Source organism: Dorea ammoniilytica, assembly GCF_025567415.1.
GTDB classification, from domain to species: Bacteria; Bacillota; Clostridia; order Lachnospirales; family Lachnospiraceae; genus Claveliimonas; species Claveliimonas ammoniilytica.
Genome location: NZ_JAOQJV010000002.1, coordinates 24810 through 41418 on the forward strand (window position 1 = coordinate 24810; position 16609 = coordinate 41418).

The 16609-nt window shown below is 44.6% G+C and carries 15 protein-coding genes and 1 other annotated feature; all 15 genes read left to right on the forward strand.

Translation table 11 applies throughout. The features are described from left to right. Positions 1 to 15 precede the first annotated feature (15 nt). The 15 genes from OCV65_RS02150 (at position 16) to rpoB (ending at position 16595) form a co-directional block, all read left to right on the forward strand. On the forward strand, positions 16 to 2178 hold the full coding sequence (locus tag OCV65_RS02150; RefSeq protein ID WP_262580798.1) for a hypothetical protein: 2163 nt from the start codon (positions 16 to 18) through the stop codon (positions 2176 to 2178). After that, the gene (locus OCV65_RS02155; protein ID WP_262580799.1) at positions 2175 to 2948 is read left to right on the forward strand and encodes a hypothetical protein; all 774 of its coding nucleotides are present in this window, start codon (positions 2175 to 2177) and stop codon (positions 2946 to 2948) included. The genes OCV65_RS02150 and OCV65_RS02155 overlap by 4 nt, the downstream gene beginning before the upstream one ends. A gap of 102 nt (positions 2949 to 3050) precedes the next feature. Continuing rightward, positions 3051 to 3944, forward strand: coding sequence for a Fic family protein (gene rhuM, locus OCV65_RS02160; RefSeq protein ID WP_262580800.1), 894 nt, complete (start codon positions 3051 to 3053; stop codon positions 3942 to 3944). Between the two features lie 111 nt (positions 3945 to 4055). Further along, a complete protein-coding gene (locus OCV65_RS02165; protein ID WP_262580801.1) occupies positions 4056 to 5387 on the forward strand; it encodes a DUF1015 domain-containing protein in 1332 nt (443 codons plus the stop codon). Between the two features lie 166 nt (positions 5388 to 5553). Further along, positions 5554 to 5703: a 50S ribosomal protein L33 gene (gene rpmG, locus OCV65_RS02170; RefSeq protein WP_118384167.1), complete on the forward strand. Its 150-nt coding sequence runs from the start codon at positions 5554 to 5556 to the stop codon at positions 5701 to 5703. A 27-nt stretch (positions 5704 to 5730) separates the two neighbouring features. Continuing rightward, positions 5731 to 5925, forward strand: coding sequence for a preprotein translocase subunit SecE (gene secE, locus OCV65_RS02175; protein ID WP_118384166.1), 195 nt, complete (start codon positions 5731 to 5733; stop codon positions 5923 to 5925). Positions 5926 to 5956: 31 nt separating this feature from the next. Then, positions 5957 to 6472: a transcription termination/antitermination protein NusG gene (gene nusG, locus OCV65_RS02180; protein ID WP_118384165.1), complete on the forward strand. Its 516-nt coding sequence runs from the start codon at positions 5957 to 5959 to the stop codon at positions 6470 to 6472. Positions 6473 to 6560: 88 nt separating this feature from the next. Continuing rightward, positions 6561 to 6986, forward strand: a complete 426-nt coding sequence (gene rplK, locus OCV65_RS02185) for a 50S ribosomal protein L11 (protein WP_118384164.1) — start codon at positions 6561 to 6563, stop codon at positions 6984 to 6986. Positions 6987 to 7066: 80 nt separating this feature from the next. After that, positions 7067 to 7759 carry a 50S ribosomal protein L1 gene (rplA, locus tag OCV65_RS02190; protein ID WP_262580803.1) on the forward strand — a complete coding sequence of 231 codons (693 nt, stop codon included), beginning with the start codon at positions 7067 to 7069 and terminating at the stop codon, positions 7757 to 7759. 151 nt (positions 7760 to 7910) lie between these two features. Beyond that, on the forward strand, positions 7911 to 8936 hold the full coding sequence (locus tag OCV65_RS02195; protein WP_262580804.1) for a YARHG domain-containing protein: 1026 nt from the start codon (positions 7911 to 7913) through the stop codon (positions 8934 to 8936). A gap of 16 nt (positions 8937 to 8952) precedes the next feature. Next, positions 8953 to 10506, forward strand: a complete 1554-nt coding sequence (locus OCV65_RS02200; protein ID WP_262580805.1) for an N-acetylmuramoyl-L-alanine amidase — start codon at positions 8953 to 8955, stop codon at positions 10504 to 10506. 34 nt (positions 10507 to 10540) lie between these two features. Then, positions 10541 to 11209 (forward strand): zinc-ribbon domain-containing protein, encoded by a 669-nt coding sequence (locus OCV65_RS02205; protein WP_262580806.1) that lies wholly within the window; start codon positions 10541 to 10543, stop codon positions 11207 to 11209. A 26-nt stretch (positions 11210 to 11235) separates the two neighbouring features. Beyond that, positions 11236 to 11378 (forward strand) — a sequence feature (ribosomal protein L10 leader region). Positions 11379 to 11419: 41 nt separating this feature from the next. Next, the gene (gene rplJ, locus OCV65_RS02210; protein WP_262580807.1) at positions 11420 to 11977 is read left to right on the forward strand and encodes a 50S ribosomal protein L10; all 558 of its coding nucleotides are present in this window, start codon (positions 11420 to 11422) and stop codon (positions 11975 to 11977) included. 120 nt (positions 11978 to 12097) lie between these two features. Then, the gene (gene rplL / locus OCV65_RS02215; protein WP_118384157.1) at positions 12098 to 12472 is read left to right on the forward strand and encodes a 50S ribosomal protein L7/L12; all 375 of its coding nucleotides are present in this window, start codon (positions 12098 to 12100) and stop codon (positions 12470 to 12472) included. Positions 12473 to 12734: 262 nt separating this feature from the next. After that, positions 12735 to 16595, forward strand: coding sequence for a DNA-directed RNA polymerase subunit beta (gene rpoB / locus OCV65_RS02220; protein WP_262580809.1), 3861 nt, complete (start codon positions 12735 to 12737; stop codon positions 16593 to 16595). The last annotated feature ends 14 nt before the right edge of the window (positions 16596 to 16609 follow it).

Genomic DNA, 16609 nt, shown 5'->3' on the forward strand with positions numbered 1-16609 from the left:
AGGAGTAATTGGAACATGATATGGAAGATATGTTTTGCTATGGCAATTTTGTTTGTCCTGGCAGGGACTGTGGTGTATATCATCTGCAGAAAACAGGGAGCAAGTCGAATACAATATCTGGGCGCAGGCGTATTTCTTGCGTCGGTAACCATGTGTTTCCCGGTGATGTATATGCAGGAGAACGCGGGAATCGCACTGGCAATGTGTATTTCTCACAGTATTCGGATGTTTGTGGTGGATACCGGTGCGGATGATATCCTCAGTATGCTTACGAGAGATATACTCGACTCTATGCTGCTTCCATATAAGATATTGGCGGTGACGTTGTATCTGCTGGCGCCGGTATTTACATTAGGCGTGGTGCTGCAGTATTTTTCAAATACATTTGAGCGGCTGCGGCTGCGCCTGAAGAAAAAACATGATCTGTATATCTTTTCAGAATTGAATGCGCGTTCGTTAGAGATCGCATTCGATATGTGGAGCTGTGCAAAAAAATCGGGACGCAGACTGGAAATCGTATTCTGTTGTTCTGACAAGAAGGACAGTGTTAATACGGATCAGGAAAAAAGTGCACGTAAGCTGAATGCAGTGCTTTTGCCGGAAGAGATTATACATGTGAGGCTGAATAGTCAGAGTCGCAGGGTGAATTATTATATAATCTCAGAAGACGATGATGCGAATGTAGATCAGACATTGAAAATGATTCATGACATGACAGGTGGATCAGCCTGGTATACCAAACAGAGGTTGTGTCAGAAAAATGTAACACTTCATTGTTATGCGACCAATGCGGAAGCGGAGAGTCTGTTGGATGCCAAAGATAAGCAGGATTTGAGAGTTGTGCTTGTAGACGAAGTGCGGGATGCTGTCTATGAACAGTTATATGAATATCCGCTGTATACGAATCAGATGCAGACAGGTGGAGCAAAGCAGAAGATACTTACACTTTTGATTCTGGGTGGTGGTAAAGCAGGATGTGAATTTCTGAAGGCGGCTGTCTGGAGTGGTCGGATGATAAGTTATAAGCTGAATATTCATCTGTTTGATCTGGAAGGGACGCAGCTGAAAGACAGGCTGGAAGCAGAGTGTCCGGAACTTTTGCCAGATGAAGGTAATTATCAGATCTGCATTCATGAGGGAGATATCTTCGGCAGCACAATGCAGCGTGAACTGGACGCATTAGGACAGGTGGATTATTGTGTATCAGCGCTGGGAGACGATGAGACCTCGATTCGTGCAGCGGTATGGATGAGACGCCATTTTTGTGCAAAAGCGGGATACACAAAACCATTTATCTGTGCGTATGTACAAAGTTCGGCAAAGAAAATGGCGGTCAGTGAACTTTCGGAAAATACGAGAAGAAAGACCAGTCTTTCTTATGATATTGTACCGTTTGGATGTGGCGGGGCCTATTATGGTAATGAATCGGATGCGGCATTTGTACTGGAATATCTGGGACTTGGTGTGCAGTCACATTATTTCCGTCTGAACCGGGAATCCGATGCAGAGTCCCGACGGTATGCAGTGCAGAATTTTTATGAAAAGCAGGGCAATCGCCGATCGAGTATAGCGAATGGTATGCATATCAGTACCAAATTATGGGAAATGGGATATGGCATTCTGCGTGTACCGGAAAATGGCGAAGAACTGGAATGTTACCGCAGGTGCGTAAAACCGGTGGATTTCGCTGAGATATTGGCATCATTAAGCGAAACAGAGCGTGCGGCTTATTACAATCTGGAACATGAACGGTGGATGGCATATGTCCGCACGGAAGGATGGAGGCTGTCAAGTAGCGGAGGCAGGACGCTTGCGGAGATCCGTGCCTGTTATGAGTTGTATTGCGAGGAATTCAAGAATCAGAATTATCTGGCGAAAATGCATCCGGCACTGGTGCCGATAGAGAGCGATGACCCATCAGTAGCGACGCTTCAGCAGGTGGATGATATGATCGTGCAGGTGAACCGGGAAAAGGGACTTGGAGAATATTATCCGGATTATGTGCAGTCAGATGTGGAACTTGTGGATCATATCGGAGAGATCGTATCCGGTGTCTGGTGTGGATCGGAGGGCATGCAGATAGCAGGAACACTGGCAAAAGAAGGCACGTGTGTGATCTGCAGCCTGGAGGATATACGCAGATATAATTATAACGAAAGAAAGGAAAAGAGAGTATGAAAAATCAAAAAGTTAAAATCTTAGCACTTGTTATGGCAGGTTGCCTGTGCATAACTGGATTAACAGGATGTGGAGGGGGAGAAAAGGACACGTCGTCCCAATCAGATAATGGAACGACAGAGTCTGTAAAAGAAGAGTCGGACACAGCTGATGAATCAGAGTCGGATACTGCTGATGAGGAGAATAAAGTAAGTGATGATATGATTGGAAGGTATGTCTCCCAGGGCTATGAAAATCCATCCTTTGGATTTAAGGTCTCCCTTCCGGATACTTATACATTGGAAAATAGAAACAATATTGCGCTGTCTGGTGCGGATGTCGTAGAATCCTCTAATTCAGAAAGTACTTATGATTATTTGAGATCCTTAGTTGAACTGGGAAGTACGACAGTTTTTACAGCAAATGATGGGACTACATATATTCAATTGGACATTCAAAAGGCTTCAGCTTTAAATGATGAAACCACATGGGATGAAGAAAAGACCATAGCGGAAAAATCAGTGATGACTGAGGAAGATATTAAAGAATCAGCGGGAGAAGATGCACAAATCACAGAATTTCAAAATAATGTAGAAGAAATCACATTTTTGGGTGAGAAACATTACGCAGCACAATACACATTTAAGAACAATGACGTTCCTTATTATGGTGTGTCGGTGTATTTGGTGAACGAACAGGATTCGCGTTATCTGATATCTGTCAATATATTGGGATTAGATCTGAATGCAGTGGATCAGGCGGATCAGTTATTCAGTGTATATACGAAGTAAACCGGATGAGGAAAAGTAAAAATAGGTAAATAGAAAGAAACCTTACTGATTTTCAGAATTGAGAAACGGAATATCGGTAAGGTTTTCTTTTCGGAATATGGAATGCTTCAAATTCCGGTATCTCGAGATGGAGAATCCGTATGGTTGTCTGCTAATCAAATGGCTGTTTTGTTTGACAAGGATGAAACTAATATTAGAAAGCATATAAATAATATTTTTAGATCTTCAGAAGTTGATAGAGATAACAACACGCAAAAAATGCGTGTTGATGGAGTAAAGCAGTCAGTTGCATTTTATTCGTCGGATGTGATTTTAGCAGTCGGATATCGAGTTAATTCTAAAAGAGGTATAGCTTTTAGAAAATGGGCAAATAATGTACTTAAACAATTCATATTAAAAGGTTATGCAATCAATGAAAAGCGTCTTCAGGCTCTCGAAAAAACGGTTGATATCCAGACGAGAATGCTTGCGGATGCGCTTGACATAGAGGAGAAAGATGTGCTTAGAGCTGTAAACGAATATACAGATGCATTACTTCTTCTTGATCAATATGACCATCAAACGCTAAGTAAGCCGACGGGAAGTACTCCAATATATCGTATTACTTATGAAGAGTGTGTTCAGATGGTTGGTCAAATGAAAGATTCTTTTGATACAGATGTATTTGGTGTAGAAAAGGAAACAGGTAAAGTAGAAGGTATTATCGCTGCGGTTTATCAAAGTGTATTTGGACAAGATGCATATCCATCTTTGGAAGAGAAGGCAGCTAATCTATTGTACTTTATGATAAAAGATCATCCATATGCAGATGGCTGTAAAAGAATTGCTGCGTCACTGTTTTTGGAATTTTTAGATAAGAACAATGCATTGTTTCAGAACGAAGAAAAGAGGCTCAATGATGGGACGTTGGTAGCCATTACGTTGATGATTGCTGAATCGAAACCAGAGGAGAAAGATGTGATGGTGAAATTGGTAATGAATCTACTGGAATTATAACGATATCGTATTGCTAATGCTTTCAAAAAGCTGTTGAACTCTAAGCATCCAGAGCATATAATAGAACCACGGCTTGACTGAAAGAAGTCATGAGTGGAAGGATAAGGGCATATGGAATTACAGAAGAATACAGCACATACATTACAAACAAATAACACAGATCATACATCATATCTGCCGGTGGCATCACTGCGTCCGGCAGATATTTTACTGCCAGACATGGGTGCGGATATGAAAAAATGGGCGGTGATCGCATGTGATCAGTTTACCGCACAGCCGGAGTACTGGGAGCGTGTGGAAGATTACGTGCAGGATGCGCCGTCTATGCTGCGGCTTATTTATCCGGAGATATATTTGAATACAGATGACAGACAGGCGTACACCGATCGCATTGCCGCGATTCAGAATGAGATGTCCGCATATCTGAAAGATGAAGTCTTAAAGGAACGCGTACATCAGGGCTACGTACTGACGGTGCGGCAGACTTCTGCGGGAGAACGGATTGGTCTGGTGGCAGAATTGGATCTGGAAAAATATGATTATCATGTGGGAACCGATGCACCGGTGCGTGCCACGGAAGCTACAGTGAAAGAACGAATTCCGGTACGTGTGGGTATCCGTGAAGGCGCATCGCTGGAAAGTCCTCACGTAATGGTGCTGATGGATGATCCGAAGAAGCAGCTTTTGGAAGCATTATATGAAGAGCGTATGAGTTTTGAGAAGCTGTACGATACAGATCTGATGGAAGATGGTGGTCATGTGACCGGATATGCGGTTACCGGAGTGCATGCGGAACGTGTATCCGCGAGATTGCAGAAGATGGAAGAAGAGTGTCCGGGTATTTTCCTTGCGGTTGGAGATGGCAATCATTCGCTTGCTTCGGCAAAGACGTGCTGGGAGAATGCGAAAAAGGATCTGACAGAAGAAGAACGGACGGATCATCCGATGCGTTATGCATTGGTGGAAGCTGTGAATCTGTACAGTCCGTCATTGCTGTTCTATCCGATCCACAGAGTGCTGTATGACTGCGATAATGAAGCACTGATCAATGGTTTCGCGGAATATCTGGAAAAACGGGATATGAGACTTGTGCGGACGGATAATGACAATCAAGCGGATGTAACATTCTTATATAAGGAAAATGAAGCTTCCTATAAGATTGGAAACCGGGCTGGGCACTTGCCGGTGGAGCTTCTTCAGAAATATCTGGATGAATATTTGAAAGAACATCCGAAGCAGGAACTCGACTATGTACATAGTGAGGCAGCGGCAGAGCATATTGCAGAAGATGGAAGAGGCTGTGCAATGATTCTTGGAGCCTTTGATAAGAGTTCGCTTTTTGATGCGATTGAAGCAGGAGGCGTGTTGCCGAGGAAGACATTTTCCATTGGCGAAGATATCCAGAAGCGTTATTATATGGAATGCAGAAAGCTCGCAAAATAATAGCTGTTTTGCGACAGAGCAGGGAGAAAAGGCTTGACTTCCGTCCGAATGCTGTGCTATAGTATTCTAGCGATGGAAGTAGGTCTTTTTTTTATGCCTAATTTTAGGTAGCCTCGCAAGCTACCGGTAACACGTAAAAATGTAAATACGAAGCGAGGTGGAAGTTGTGCGTACAAGAATTACTTTAGAGTGTACAGAATGCAAGCAGCGTAACTACAACATGACTAAGGATAAGAAAGCTCATCCGGAACGCATGGAGACTAAGAAGTACTGTAAGTTCTGCAAATCACACACAATGCACAAAGAAACGAAATAAGTCGTTCTGAAAAGGAGTGTGAATGTCATGAGTAAGAAAGAAGCTCAGAAGAAAAGCTGGTTCAAAGGTCTGAAAGCGGAGTTCCGCAAGATCATCTGGCCGGACAAAGAGACACTTGCAAAACAGACAGCGGCAGTCGTTTCTGTATCCGTTGTATTGGGAGCGATCATTGCAGTGATTGATTTCCTGGTGCAGAACGGAGTGGATTTATTGGTAAGATAACTGATAAACTGCATGCAAGAAAGGTGATTTTATGTCAGAAGCAAAATGGTACGTGGTTCATACCTATTCCGGGTATGAGAACAAGGTAAAGGCTAACATTGACAAGACCATCGAGAACAGACATCTGGAAGATGAGATTCTGGAAGTCAGAGTTCCGATGCAGGATGTAGTCGAGATGAAGAACGGAGTTCCGAAGACTGCACAGAAGAAGATGTTTCCCGGCTATGTTCTGATCCACATGATCATGAACGACGATACCTGGTATGTAGTACGTAACACAAGAGGTGTTACAGGATTCGTAGGTCCTGGATCCAAACCGGTTCCGCTTACGGATGTTGAGATGGCCGGACTTGGAATCAAGCGAGAGAATATCGAGTCTGATTACGAGATCGGAGATACCATTCAGGTTATTGCCGGAGCATGGGCAGACACAGTTGGCGTTGTCCAGTCTATGAATCTGCAGAAGCAGAGTCTGACCATCAATGTAGAGCTTTTTGGCCGCGAGACGCCAGTAGAATTAAGTTTCGCAGAAATTAAGAAGATGTAGTACGTTTTTCACAGCTGGCTGTGGAAATCAAGATTAAAATCAGTGGGAGGGGTATTTACCCCGGCATTACCACAAGGAGGTAATTAAAATGGCAAAAAAAGTAACAGGTTATATCAAATTACAGATTCCTGCAGGTAAGGCAACACCGGCTCCTCCGGTAGGACCTGCACTTGGACAGCATGGTGTTAACATTGTAGAATTTACAAAGCAGTTCAATGCTAAGACAGCAGATCAGGGAGATCTGATCATTCCTGTAGTAATCACAGTTTACAATGACAGAAGCTTTAGCTTCATCACAAAGACACCACCGGCAGCAGTTCTTATTAAGAAAGCCTGCAACATCAAATCTGGTTCAGGCGTGCCGAACAAGACTAAGGTAGCAACAATCACTAAGGCTCAGGTTCAGGAAATCGCAGAGCTGAAGATGCCAGACCTTAACGCAGCAAGCGTTGAGAGTGCTATGAGCATGATCGAAGGTACATGCCGTTCTATGGGTGTTACCGTTACTGAATAATCTGAGAATAACTGAGTGAAATTGATGATATAACGCAGTGGGAGGGTTATCCCGACATTACCACAAGGAGGTATTTTTAAATGAAACACGGAAAGAAATATATCGAAGCTGCCAAGAATATCGAGAGAGGTAATCTTTACGGAAAAGAAGAGGCTATCGCTCTGGTAAAGAAGACAGCAGTTGCCAAATTTGATGAGACCATCGAGGCTCATATCAGAACCGGATGTGACGGACGTCACGCTGACCAGCAGATTCGTGGAGCAGTTGTACTGCCACACGGAACTGGTAAGAAAGTTCGTATCCTGGTATTCGCTAAGGATGCTAAGGCTGAAGAAGCTAAAGCAGCTGGTGCTGATTACGTAGGAGGAATGGAACTGATCGAGAAGATCCAGAAAGAAAACTGGTTCGATTTCGACGTAGTAGTAGCTACACCGGATATGATGGGCGTTGTTGGACGTATCGGTCGTGTACTTGGACCTAAGGGACTTATGCCAAACCCGAAGGCTGGTACAGTAACAATGGATGTTACTAAGGCTGTTAACGATATCAAAGCTGGTAAGATCGAGTACAGACTTGACAAGACTAATATCGTACACGTTCCGATCGGAAAGGCTTCTTTCTCTGAGGAACAGCTTGCAGACAACTTCCAGACGCTTATTGATGCACTTAATAAAGCCAGACCGGCAGCAGTTAAGGGTCAGTACCTTAAGAGTGTGACACTTACTTCTACTATGGGACCTGGAGTAAAGATTAACCCAGCTAAGCTGGCTTAATCCACACAGCATCGAAATACAGAAAATCACCGTCGATTGACGGTGATTTTTTTGTGCAATAAGCACTGCGGTATGCTATACTGAATCTAAGATGTCTGCTGAAGACGGGAAAAGTCGGGCCGGGTGTGGTCTAGCGAGGAGGACAAAAGATATGAGGAATGATGAGAAGAATACATATTCTGATGATGGTAAGGTGTTTTGCCAGCAGTGCGGAGCGAAGATTGATGAGAATGATGTGCATTGCCCGAACTGCGGCGCATTTCAGGGAGAACGCTATGTAGAGATGCCGGATGATCCTGCGGATGCACCGGTCTACAAGAAAAAAGGCGGCAGCATTCCGTTGATCATTGGAATTATACTGATCAGTCTGCTGATTGTGGGCGGTGTCGGTTATCTGGTTTACAGTCAGGTATTTGCACCGTCGAAGGAAGCCTCCCAAGATTTGGAAGAGCTTGATGAAAAAGAAGAAAAGACAGTAGATGCTGATGAGGTGGATCTGGATGAGGTGGATATTAATGCTACCGAAAACAGTTATTGTACACTGGCCGGAAATGTTAAGAAAGCATCGAATGGTTCGGAAATGCTGAGCTGGGGAGATGAACTGACTGTGTATGCACTGGACTCTGATGGGAATAAGGTGTTGGTAGAAGATGTGAGCAGCGTATATGTAGATGATGCAAAATTACAGACAGGTCTGCTTGCGGCACTGGCGGCTAACGAGAAAGTGAAGATCGGTGGTGATCTGAGCGTACACGGTGATAAGCTTTATCTGGAAGCGAATAAGGTAATGAATGAAGATGGCGTAGAGCTGGTGCTTGAAAAAGGTAAGACGGAGACCATTACAGAAGAGAAAGAAGCAGTGGAGGAAACCGCAGGTGATGCGGGCGGCTATGTATTGCCGCAGAGTAGCAGCAGACTGCTTACAGATGCTGATGTGGCAGGGTTGAGTTTGCAACAGATCAATTATGCAAAGAATGAGATCTATGCACGCCATGGAAGGTTGTTTGATTCTCGGGAACTGCAGAACTATTTTAATTCCCAGAGCTGGTATTCGGGAACGATCGCACCGGCAAATTTCAGCGAGTCGTTACTCTCTGACGTGGAGAAGAAAAATGTTACATTCCTGAAGAATCTGGAGTTCAGCATTTCTCCGAATGGATATCAGTTAGATCAGTAAATGGATCAGGTGCGTTATGAGAAAAGTGCGTATAGTAAGCGCCATGCTGGCTATTGTTTTGGGTGTGACCGGGTGTGGCAGAATTTCGAAACTGACAGATAAGAAATCGGAACAAGAGAAAGTGCGTGTGATTCAAAACGAAAAGCTTGAGAAGAATGAACAGACGGAAGCTCCGGAACCGGAAGAAAAAGAAAAGAAATTACTTGTGGCAATCGATCCCGGACATCAGGCGTGGGATGTAGATATGAGTGCAAAGGAGCCCAACGCTCCGGGGTCTGCTGAGATGAAAGCAAAAGCAAGTACAGGCACTTCGGGGAAATATACCGGCATTCCGGAGTACGAGCTTTGTCTGGACGTGTCGTTGCAGCTTCGCGATGCGTTGCGGGAAGCGGGCTATGATGTGATCATGACCAGAGAGGACAATGAAACTGCAATTAGTAATTCGGAACGAGCCAAACTTGCTAATGACGCGGGTGCAGATGTTGTGATTCGAATTCATGCCAACGGCAGTGAAGATGCTTCAGTGAATGGGGCGCTGGCGCTGATTGCATCTCAGACGAATCCGAATACATCATCGCTTTACGGCAACAGCAGGGAGCTGGCAGAAGATGTGCTGGGATCCTATTGTACGAATACCGGGATGCAGAATCTTGGTATTCAGGAAAATGATACAATGACCGGTCTTAACTGGAGTAAAGTTCCCGTGATGATTCTGGAAATGGGATTCATGACGAATGAACAGGATGACCGTAATATGGAAGATGCGGATTATCGGAATAAGATGGTAGAAGGCATAGTTCGAGGCGTTGAGCAGTATTATGAATCACATCGAACTCCGGATGTGACCGAGCTTGATGAGCTGAGTGCAGAGCTTGCGGGCGAGATTCAGGAGCGTCAGGCGCAGGGTGAATCCTGGAGCGTATATGTAGAAAAGATCGATGATGGAAGCTATGCGTTAGCGGGCGATGGCAGACAGGAAGCGGCGAGCCTGATCAAATTGTTTGTTGCCGGAACAGTATATGAACAGCAGGATAATCTGGCCGGACAGGAAAGTTATAACGGAGAGACAGAAGCGCTTGTACGGAGTATGATCCGTGTCAGCGATAATGATGCGGCGAATACGTTAGTGAGAAGATTGGGATCCGGTGATGCGGCGGCCGGTATGCAGAAAGTGAATGACTATTGTGCGGAACATGGATACTCGGACACTCATATGGGAAGGCTGCTTTTGGATTTTAATGCGTCGGATGATAATTACACCTCGCCAAAGGATTGTGTGAAGTTTTTAGAGTCGGTCGAGAACAATGAGATCGCCGGTGCATCACAGATCCTCGCCTATATGAAAGAACAGGAACGTCGGGGCAAGATTCCGGCAGGGCTACCGGAAGGAACAGTGTGCGCGAATAAAACAGGTGAACTGGAAGATGCAGAACATGATGCGGCAATTGTGAGTACGGACAAAGGTGATTATGCGATCTGCGTGATGAGCAGTGGATTGAATGATACGGCTGCCGCACGTGGCAAAATTGTGGAAATATCTGGTCTGGTATATCAATCTATGATAAACTAGACGCATAGTATCTAATACAAAGGAGGAACCAGAGATGAAGATATGTAAGAACTGTGGGGCAGAGATACAGGATGGAGCTGCATTCTGCACACATTGTGGTACAAAAGTGGAAGAACAGAAAGTAGAAGAACAGAGAGTGGAATCTGAGAAAACAGAACAGGCAGCACAACCGGTAGAACCTGAACAGACATCTGATCAGTCGCAGGCTGAAGGTCAGAATGCCGGAGCGCAGAATGTAAATTATGGACAGAGTCAGAATTATGGACAGGCGCAGAGCTATGGTCAGAATTCAAATTATGGTCAGTCACAGAATTATGGACGACAGGGTGGGTATCAGCCGAATTATACACCGTATGATCCATATGACCACACATCGGAATTTACAGCAAAAGACATTTCTGATAATAAGGTGATCGCAATGCTGGTATATCTGATGGGAACAGTCGGAATCATTATTGCACTGCTGGCAAGTAAGGATTCACCGTATCTGTCATTCCATGTAAGACAGGCACTGAAATTCACGGTGCTCGAAGTGCTTACCGGAATTATAACACTGCTTCTGATTTGGACATTTATTGTGCCGATCGCAGCAGGTATCTTTGGAATTGTATTGTTTGTGTGCAAGATCATTGCGTTCTTCTCTATCTGCAAAGGCAATGCAAAAGAACCATATGTGGTAAGAAGCTTTAATTTCTTAAAATAAGTATTGACAGTGTTGGAAAAGTATGCTAATCTATTAAAAGACTGCCGAAGACAGTAGGTGTCCGCAAGGACGTAAGCGTGATGCGCGCCTACCGAGGAAGAATAGATTAGTACGTCATGTATGAATTTCAACCTCTGTGTCTTTGACACGGAGGTTTTTTATATCTATCGGCGGTGTATAAACCAAAATCTATAAGGAGGTGCACCATTCGTGGCAAAAGTTGAATTGAAACAGCCAGTCGTACAGGCTATCGTAAATGACATCGAAGGCGCTCAGTCAATCGTCCTGGTTGATTACCGTGGACTGACAGTTGCAGAAGATACAGCTCTTCGTAAACAGCTGAGAGAAGCTGGAGTAGTTTACAAAGTTTGTAAGAACACAATGATGAAAAGAGCTTTTGAAGGAACAGATTTTGCTCAGTTAGATGAGTATCTGGACGGACCGAATGCTATTGCAATTTCTAAAGATGATGCAACAGCTCCGGCAAGAATCCTTGCTAAGTTTGCAAAAGATGCAAAGGCTCTTGAATTAAAAGCAGGTGTGGTAGAAGGACAGAAGTATGATGCAGCAGCATTGGCAGAGCTTGCAAAGATCCCTTCAAGAGAAGAACTGCTTTCAAGATTACTTGGAAGTATGCAGTCTCCGATTACAAACCTGGCACGCGTTCTCAACCAGATCGCAGAAAAAGGTGGAGCAGCAGAATGCACACCGGCTACAGAAGAAGCTCCTGCAGAGGCAGCAGCAGAGACTCCGGCTACAGAGGAGTAAGAAGTATGAGGAAGTCTTATGTGACTTCGGAATACAAAGTTCTTTGTGCCTGACAGCGTAGGCATGAAGGATGTCGTTGAATCATGAAAGATCAAAATTAAGAATATGGAGGAAAATGAAATGGCAAAGTTGACAACAGCTGAGTTTATTGATGCTATCAAAGAGTTATCAGTATTAGAGTTAAATGATTTAGTAAAAGCATGTGAAGAAGAATTTGGTGTTTCTGCAGCAGCAGGTGTTGTTGTAGCAGCAGCAGGTGGAGATGCAGCAGCAGCTGAAGAGAAAGATGAGTTTGATGTAGAGCTTACAGCAGCAGGTGCTTCTAAGGTTAAGGTTATCAAGGTTGTTCGTGAGATCACAGGTCTTGGACTGAAAGAAGCTAAGGCAGTTGTAGATGGCGCACCTAAGGTTGTTAAAGAGGGCGTTTCTAAGGCTGAGGCTGAGGAAATTAAAGCTAAACTGGAAGCTGAGGGAGCAGAAGTTAACCTTAAATAATTCCAACAGGCGAATTGAATTCAGTAATCAAAGCACCGTACAGGTATTGCACCTGTATGGTGCTTTTAAATTTCTTCAAAAAATATGAAACTATGTGTTGACAATATTAAGGGTGTCGTGATATAGTAGAAAATGCGCAATTGTGGAAAGTTGTGCCACTAAATTGCGCCTAAAATTAGCTTGACAAGCTAATCTGTCGTTGAAACTGCAAGATTTCAGGCAAATTGATGCCACAAAATATTAAACGAGGAGTGAATGTCAAATGGAGAAAAACAGAATTCGTCCTATCAAGAGTGGAAGAAGTTCCCGCATGAGCTATTCCCGCCAAAAAGAAGTACTTCAGATGCCGAATCTGATCGAAGTCCAGAAGGATTCCTACAAATGGTTTCTGGATGAAGGATTAAATGAGGTATTTGATGATATTTCTCCTATTACAGATTACAGCGGAAAGCTTAGTCTGGAATTCGTGGATTTTACCCTGTGTGAGAAGGATGTGAAGTACTCAATCGATGAGTGCAAGGAGCGTGACGCAACATACGCTGCACCTTTGAAGGTAAAGGTAAGACTTCACAATAAAGAAACAGATGAAATTAATGAACATGAGATTTTTATGGGCGATCTGCCGTTGATGACTGCTACGGGTACGTTCGTGATTAATGGTGCAGAACGTGTTATCGTAAGTCAGCTTGTACGTTCTCCTGGCATTTACTATGCAATTGCTCATGATAAACTTGGAAAGAAACTGTATTCTTCAACTGTTATCCCGAACCGTGGAGCATGGTTGGAGTATGAGACGGATTCTAATGATATCTTTTACGTGCGTGTAGACCGCACACGTAAGGTTCCGATCACTGTGCTGATCCGTGCACTTGGTATCGGTACTAATCCGGAGATCGTAGAACTCTTTGGCGAAGAGCCTAAGATCCTGGCAAGTTTTGAGAAGGATGCTGCGACCAACTATCAGGAAGGTCTTCTGGAATTATATAAGAAGATCCGTCCGGGCGAACCGCTGGCAGTAGACAGTGCGGAAAGTCTGATTACCAGCATGTTCTTTGATCCTAGACGTTATGATCTGGCTAAGGTTGGCCGTTACAAATTTAATAAAAAGCTGGCTCTTAAGAATCGTATTTCAGGTCATGTACTGGCTGAGACGGTTGTAAGCCCGCTGACAGGTGAAATCATTGCAGAAGAAGGAACGAAGATTACTAGAGATATAGCAGATCAGATTCAGAATGCGGCTGTTCCGGCTGTATGGCTGGAGAATCCGGAAGAGGAGAGAAAGATTAAAGTTCTCTCTAACATGATGGTTGATCTGGATGCAATCGTAGATATAGATCCGGCTGAACTGGGCGTGACAGAGCAGGTATATTATCCGGTTCTGGCTACAATCCTGGAAGAGACAGCAGGTGATATCGATGAACTCAAGGATGCGATCCACAGAGATATTCACGATCTGATTCCGAAGCATATTACGAAGGAAGATATTCTTGCTTCTATTAACTATAATATTCATCTGGAGTATGGTGTTGGTACGGATGATGATATCGACCACCTGGGTAACCGCCGTATCCGTTCTGTAGGAGAACTTCTGCAGAATCAGTACCGTATCGGTCTGTCCAGACTGGAACGTGTGGTACGTGAGCGTATGACTACGCAGGATACAGAAGGCATTTCGCCACAGTCTCTGATCAACATTAAGCCTGTAACAGCAGCAGTGAAAGAGTTCTTCGGATCTTCACAGCTGTCACAGTTCATGGATCAGAATAACCCACTGGGTGAGCTGACTCATAAGAGACGTCTTTCAGCACTGGGACCTGGTGGTCTGTCAAGAGACCGTGCCGGATTCGAGGTGCGAGATGTACATTATTCCCACTATGGTAGAATGTGCCCTATCGAGACACCTGAGGGACCTAACATTGGTCTGATCAACTCTCTTGCATGTTACGCAAGAATTAATGAATATGGATTTATCGAGGCCCCATATCGTAAGATCAACCACGATGATCCGAAGAACCCGGTTGTCACAGAAGAAGTTGTATATATGACAGCTGACGAAGAGGATAACTACCATGTAGCACAGGCGAACGAGAAGCTGGATGAAGAAGGACATTTCGTACGTAAGAGCGTATCTGGTCGTTACAGAGAAGAGACTCAGGAGTATGAGCGTACAATGTTTGATTACATGGACGTATCTCCGAGAATGGTATTCTCTGTTGCTACAGCATTGATTCCATTCCTGCAGAATGACGATGCGAACCGTGCGCTGATGGGATCTAACATGCAGCGTCAGGCCGTACCGCTTATGCTGACAGAGGCACCGGTTGTAGGTACTGGTATGGAAGAAAAGTCTGCTGTTGACTCAGGAGTATGTGTGGTTGCTGAGCAGGGCGGTATTGTAGAGCGTTCTACTTCTACGGAGATCACAATCCGTCAGGACGACAAGACTCTTAAGAAATACAAGCTGACCAAGTTCCAGAGAAGTAACCAGAGCAACTGCTACAACCAGAGACCGATTGTATTTAAGGGAGAAAGAGTAGAAGAAGGACAGGTAATTGCTGATGGTCCGTCTACATCACAGGGCGAGATGGCCCTTGGAAAGAATCCGCTGATCGGATTTATGACCTGGGAAGGTTACAACTACGAGGATGCCGTTCTGCTTAGTGAGAGACTGGTGCAGGACGATGTATATACATCTATTCATATTGAAGAATATGAAGCAGAAGCGAGAGATACCAAGCTTGGACCTGAGGAAATTACAAGAGATATCCCGGGTGTGGGTGATGACGCTCTGAAGGATCTGGATGAGCGCGGTATTATCCGTATCGGTGCAGAAGTGCGCGCCGGAGATATTCTGGTAGGTAAGGTTACTCCTAAGGGAGAGACAGAACTTACGGCAGAAGAAAGACTGCTTCGTGCAATCTTTGGTGAGAAGGCACGTGAAGTACGTGATACTTCCCTGAAAGTACCGCACGGAGAATATGGTATTGTTGTAGATGCGAAGGTATTTACAAGAGAGAACGGTGATGAACTGTCTCCTGGAGTAAATCAGTCTGTACGTATCTACATTGCACAGAAGAGAAAGATTTCTGTTGGTGATAAGATGGCCGGACGTCATGGTAACAAGGGTGTCGTTTCCCGTGTGCTTCCTGTAGAGGATATGCCGTTCCTGCCAAATGGTCGTCCGCTGGACATCGTGTTGAACCCACTGGGTGTGCCTTCACGTATGAATATCGGACAGGTGCTGGAGATTCATCTGTCACTGGCAGCAAAAGCATTAGGATTTAACATCGCGACACCGGTATTTGACGGTGCAGACGAGCATGATATTATGGATACTCTGGAACTTGCAAATGACTATGTAAATCTGGAGTGGGATGAATTCAAGAAGCTTCATGAGGCTGAACTTCTTCCGGAAGTTGTGGATTATCTGTACGAAAACAGAGATCACAGAAAACTGTGGAAGGGTGTACCGCTTTCAAGAGACGGTAAAGTACGCCTTCGTGACGGACGTACCGGTGAGTATTTCGATAGTCCGGTAACAATCGGTCACATGCATTACCTGAAGCTCCATCACCTGGTAGACGACAAGATCCATGCACGTTCTACCGGTCCTTACTCTCTGGTAACACAGCAGCCTCTGGGTGGTAAAGCTCAGTTCGGTGGACAGCGTTTCGGAGAGATGGAGGTATGGGCTCTGGAGGCTTATGGTGCTTCTTACACACTGCAGGAGATCCTGACTGTGAAGTCCGATGATGTAATCGGCCGTGTGAAGACCTACGAGGCAATTATCAAGGGTGAAAATATCCCTGAGCCGGGTATTCCGGAATCCTTCAAGGTACTTCTGAAAGAGTTGCAGTCTCTGGGACTGGATGTACGTGTGCTTCGTGATGACAATACAGAAGTAGAGATCATGGAAACCGTAGATATGGGTGAAACTGATTTCCGCTCACTGATCGAGGGAGATAGAAAGTATCGTCAGGACGAGGAGAATCTGGGCGAACATGGATATACCGCTCAGGAATTCCAGGGTGAAGAACTTGTGGATGTTGAGGAACCGGAGGAGGATGATGACCTCAATGGTGACTTTGAGATTGAATTTGACGAACTGTCTGACGAAGAGTAGAAAGGGGTGCCAGT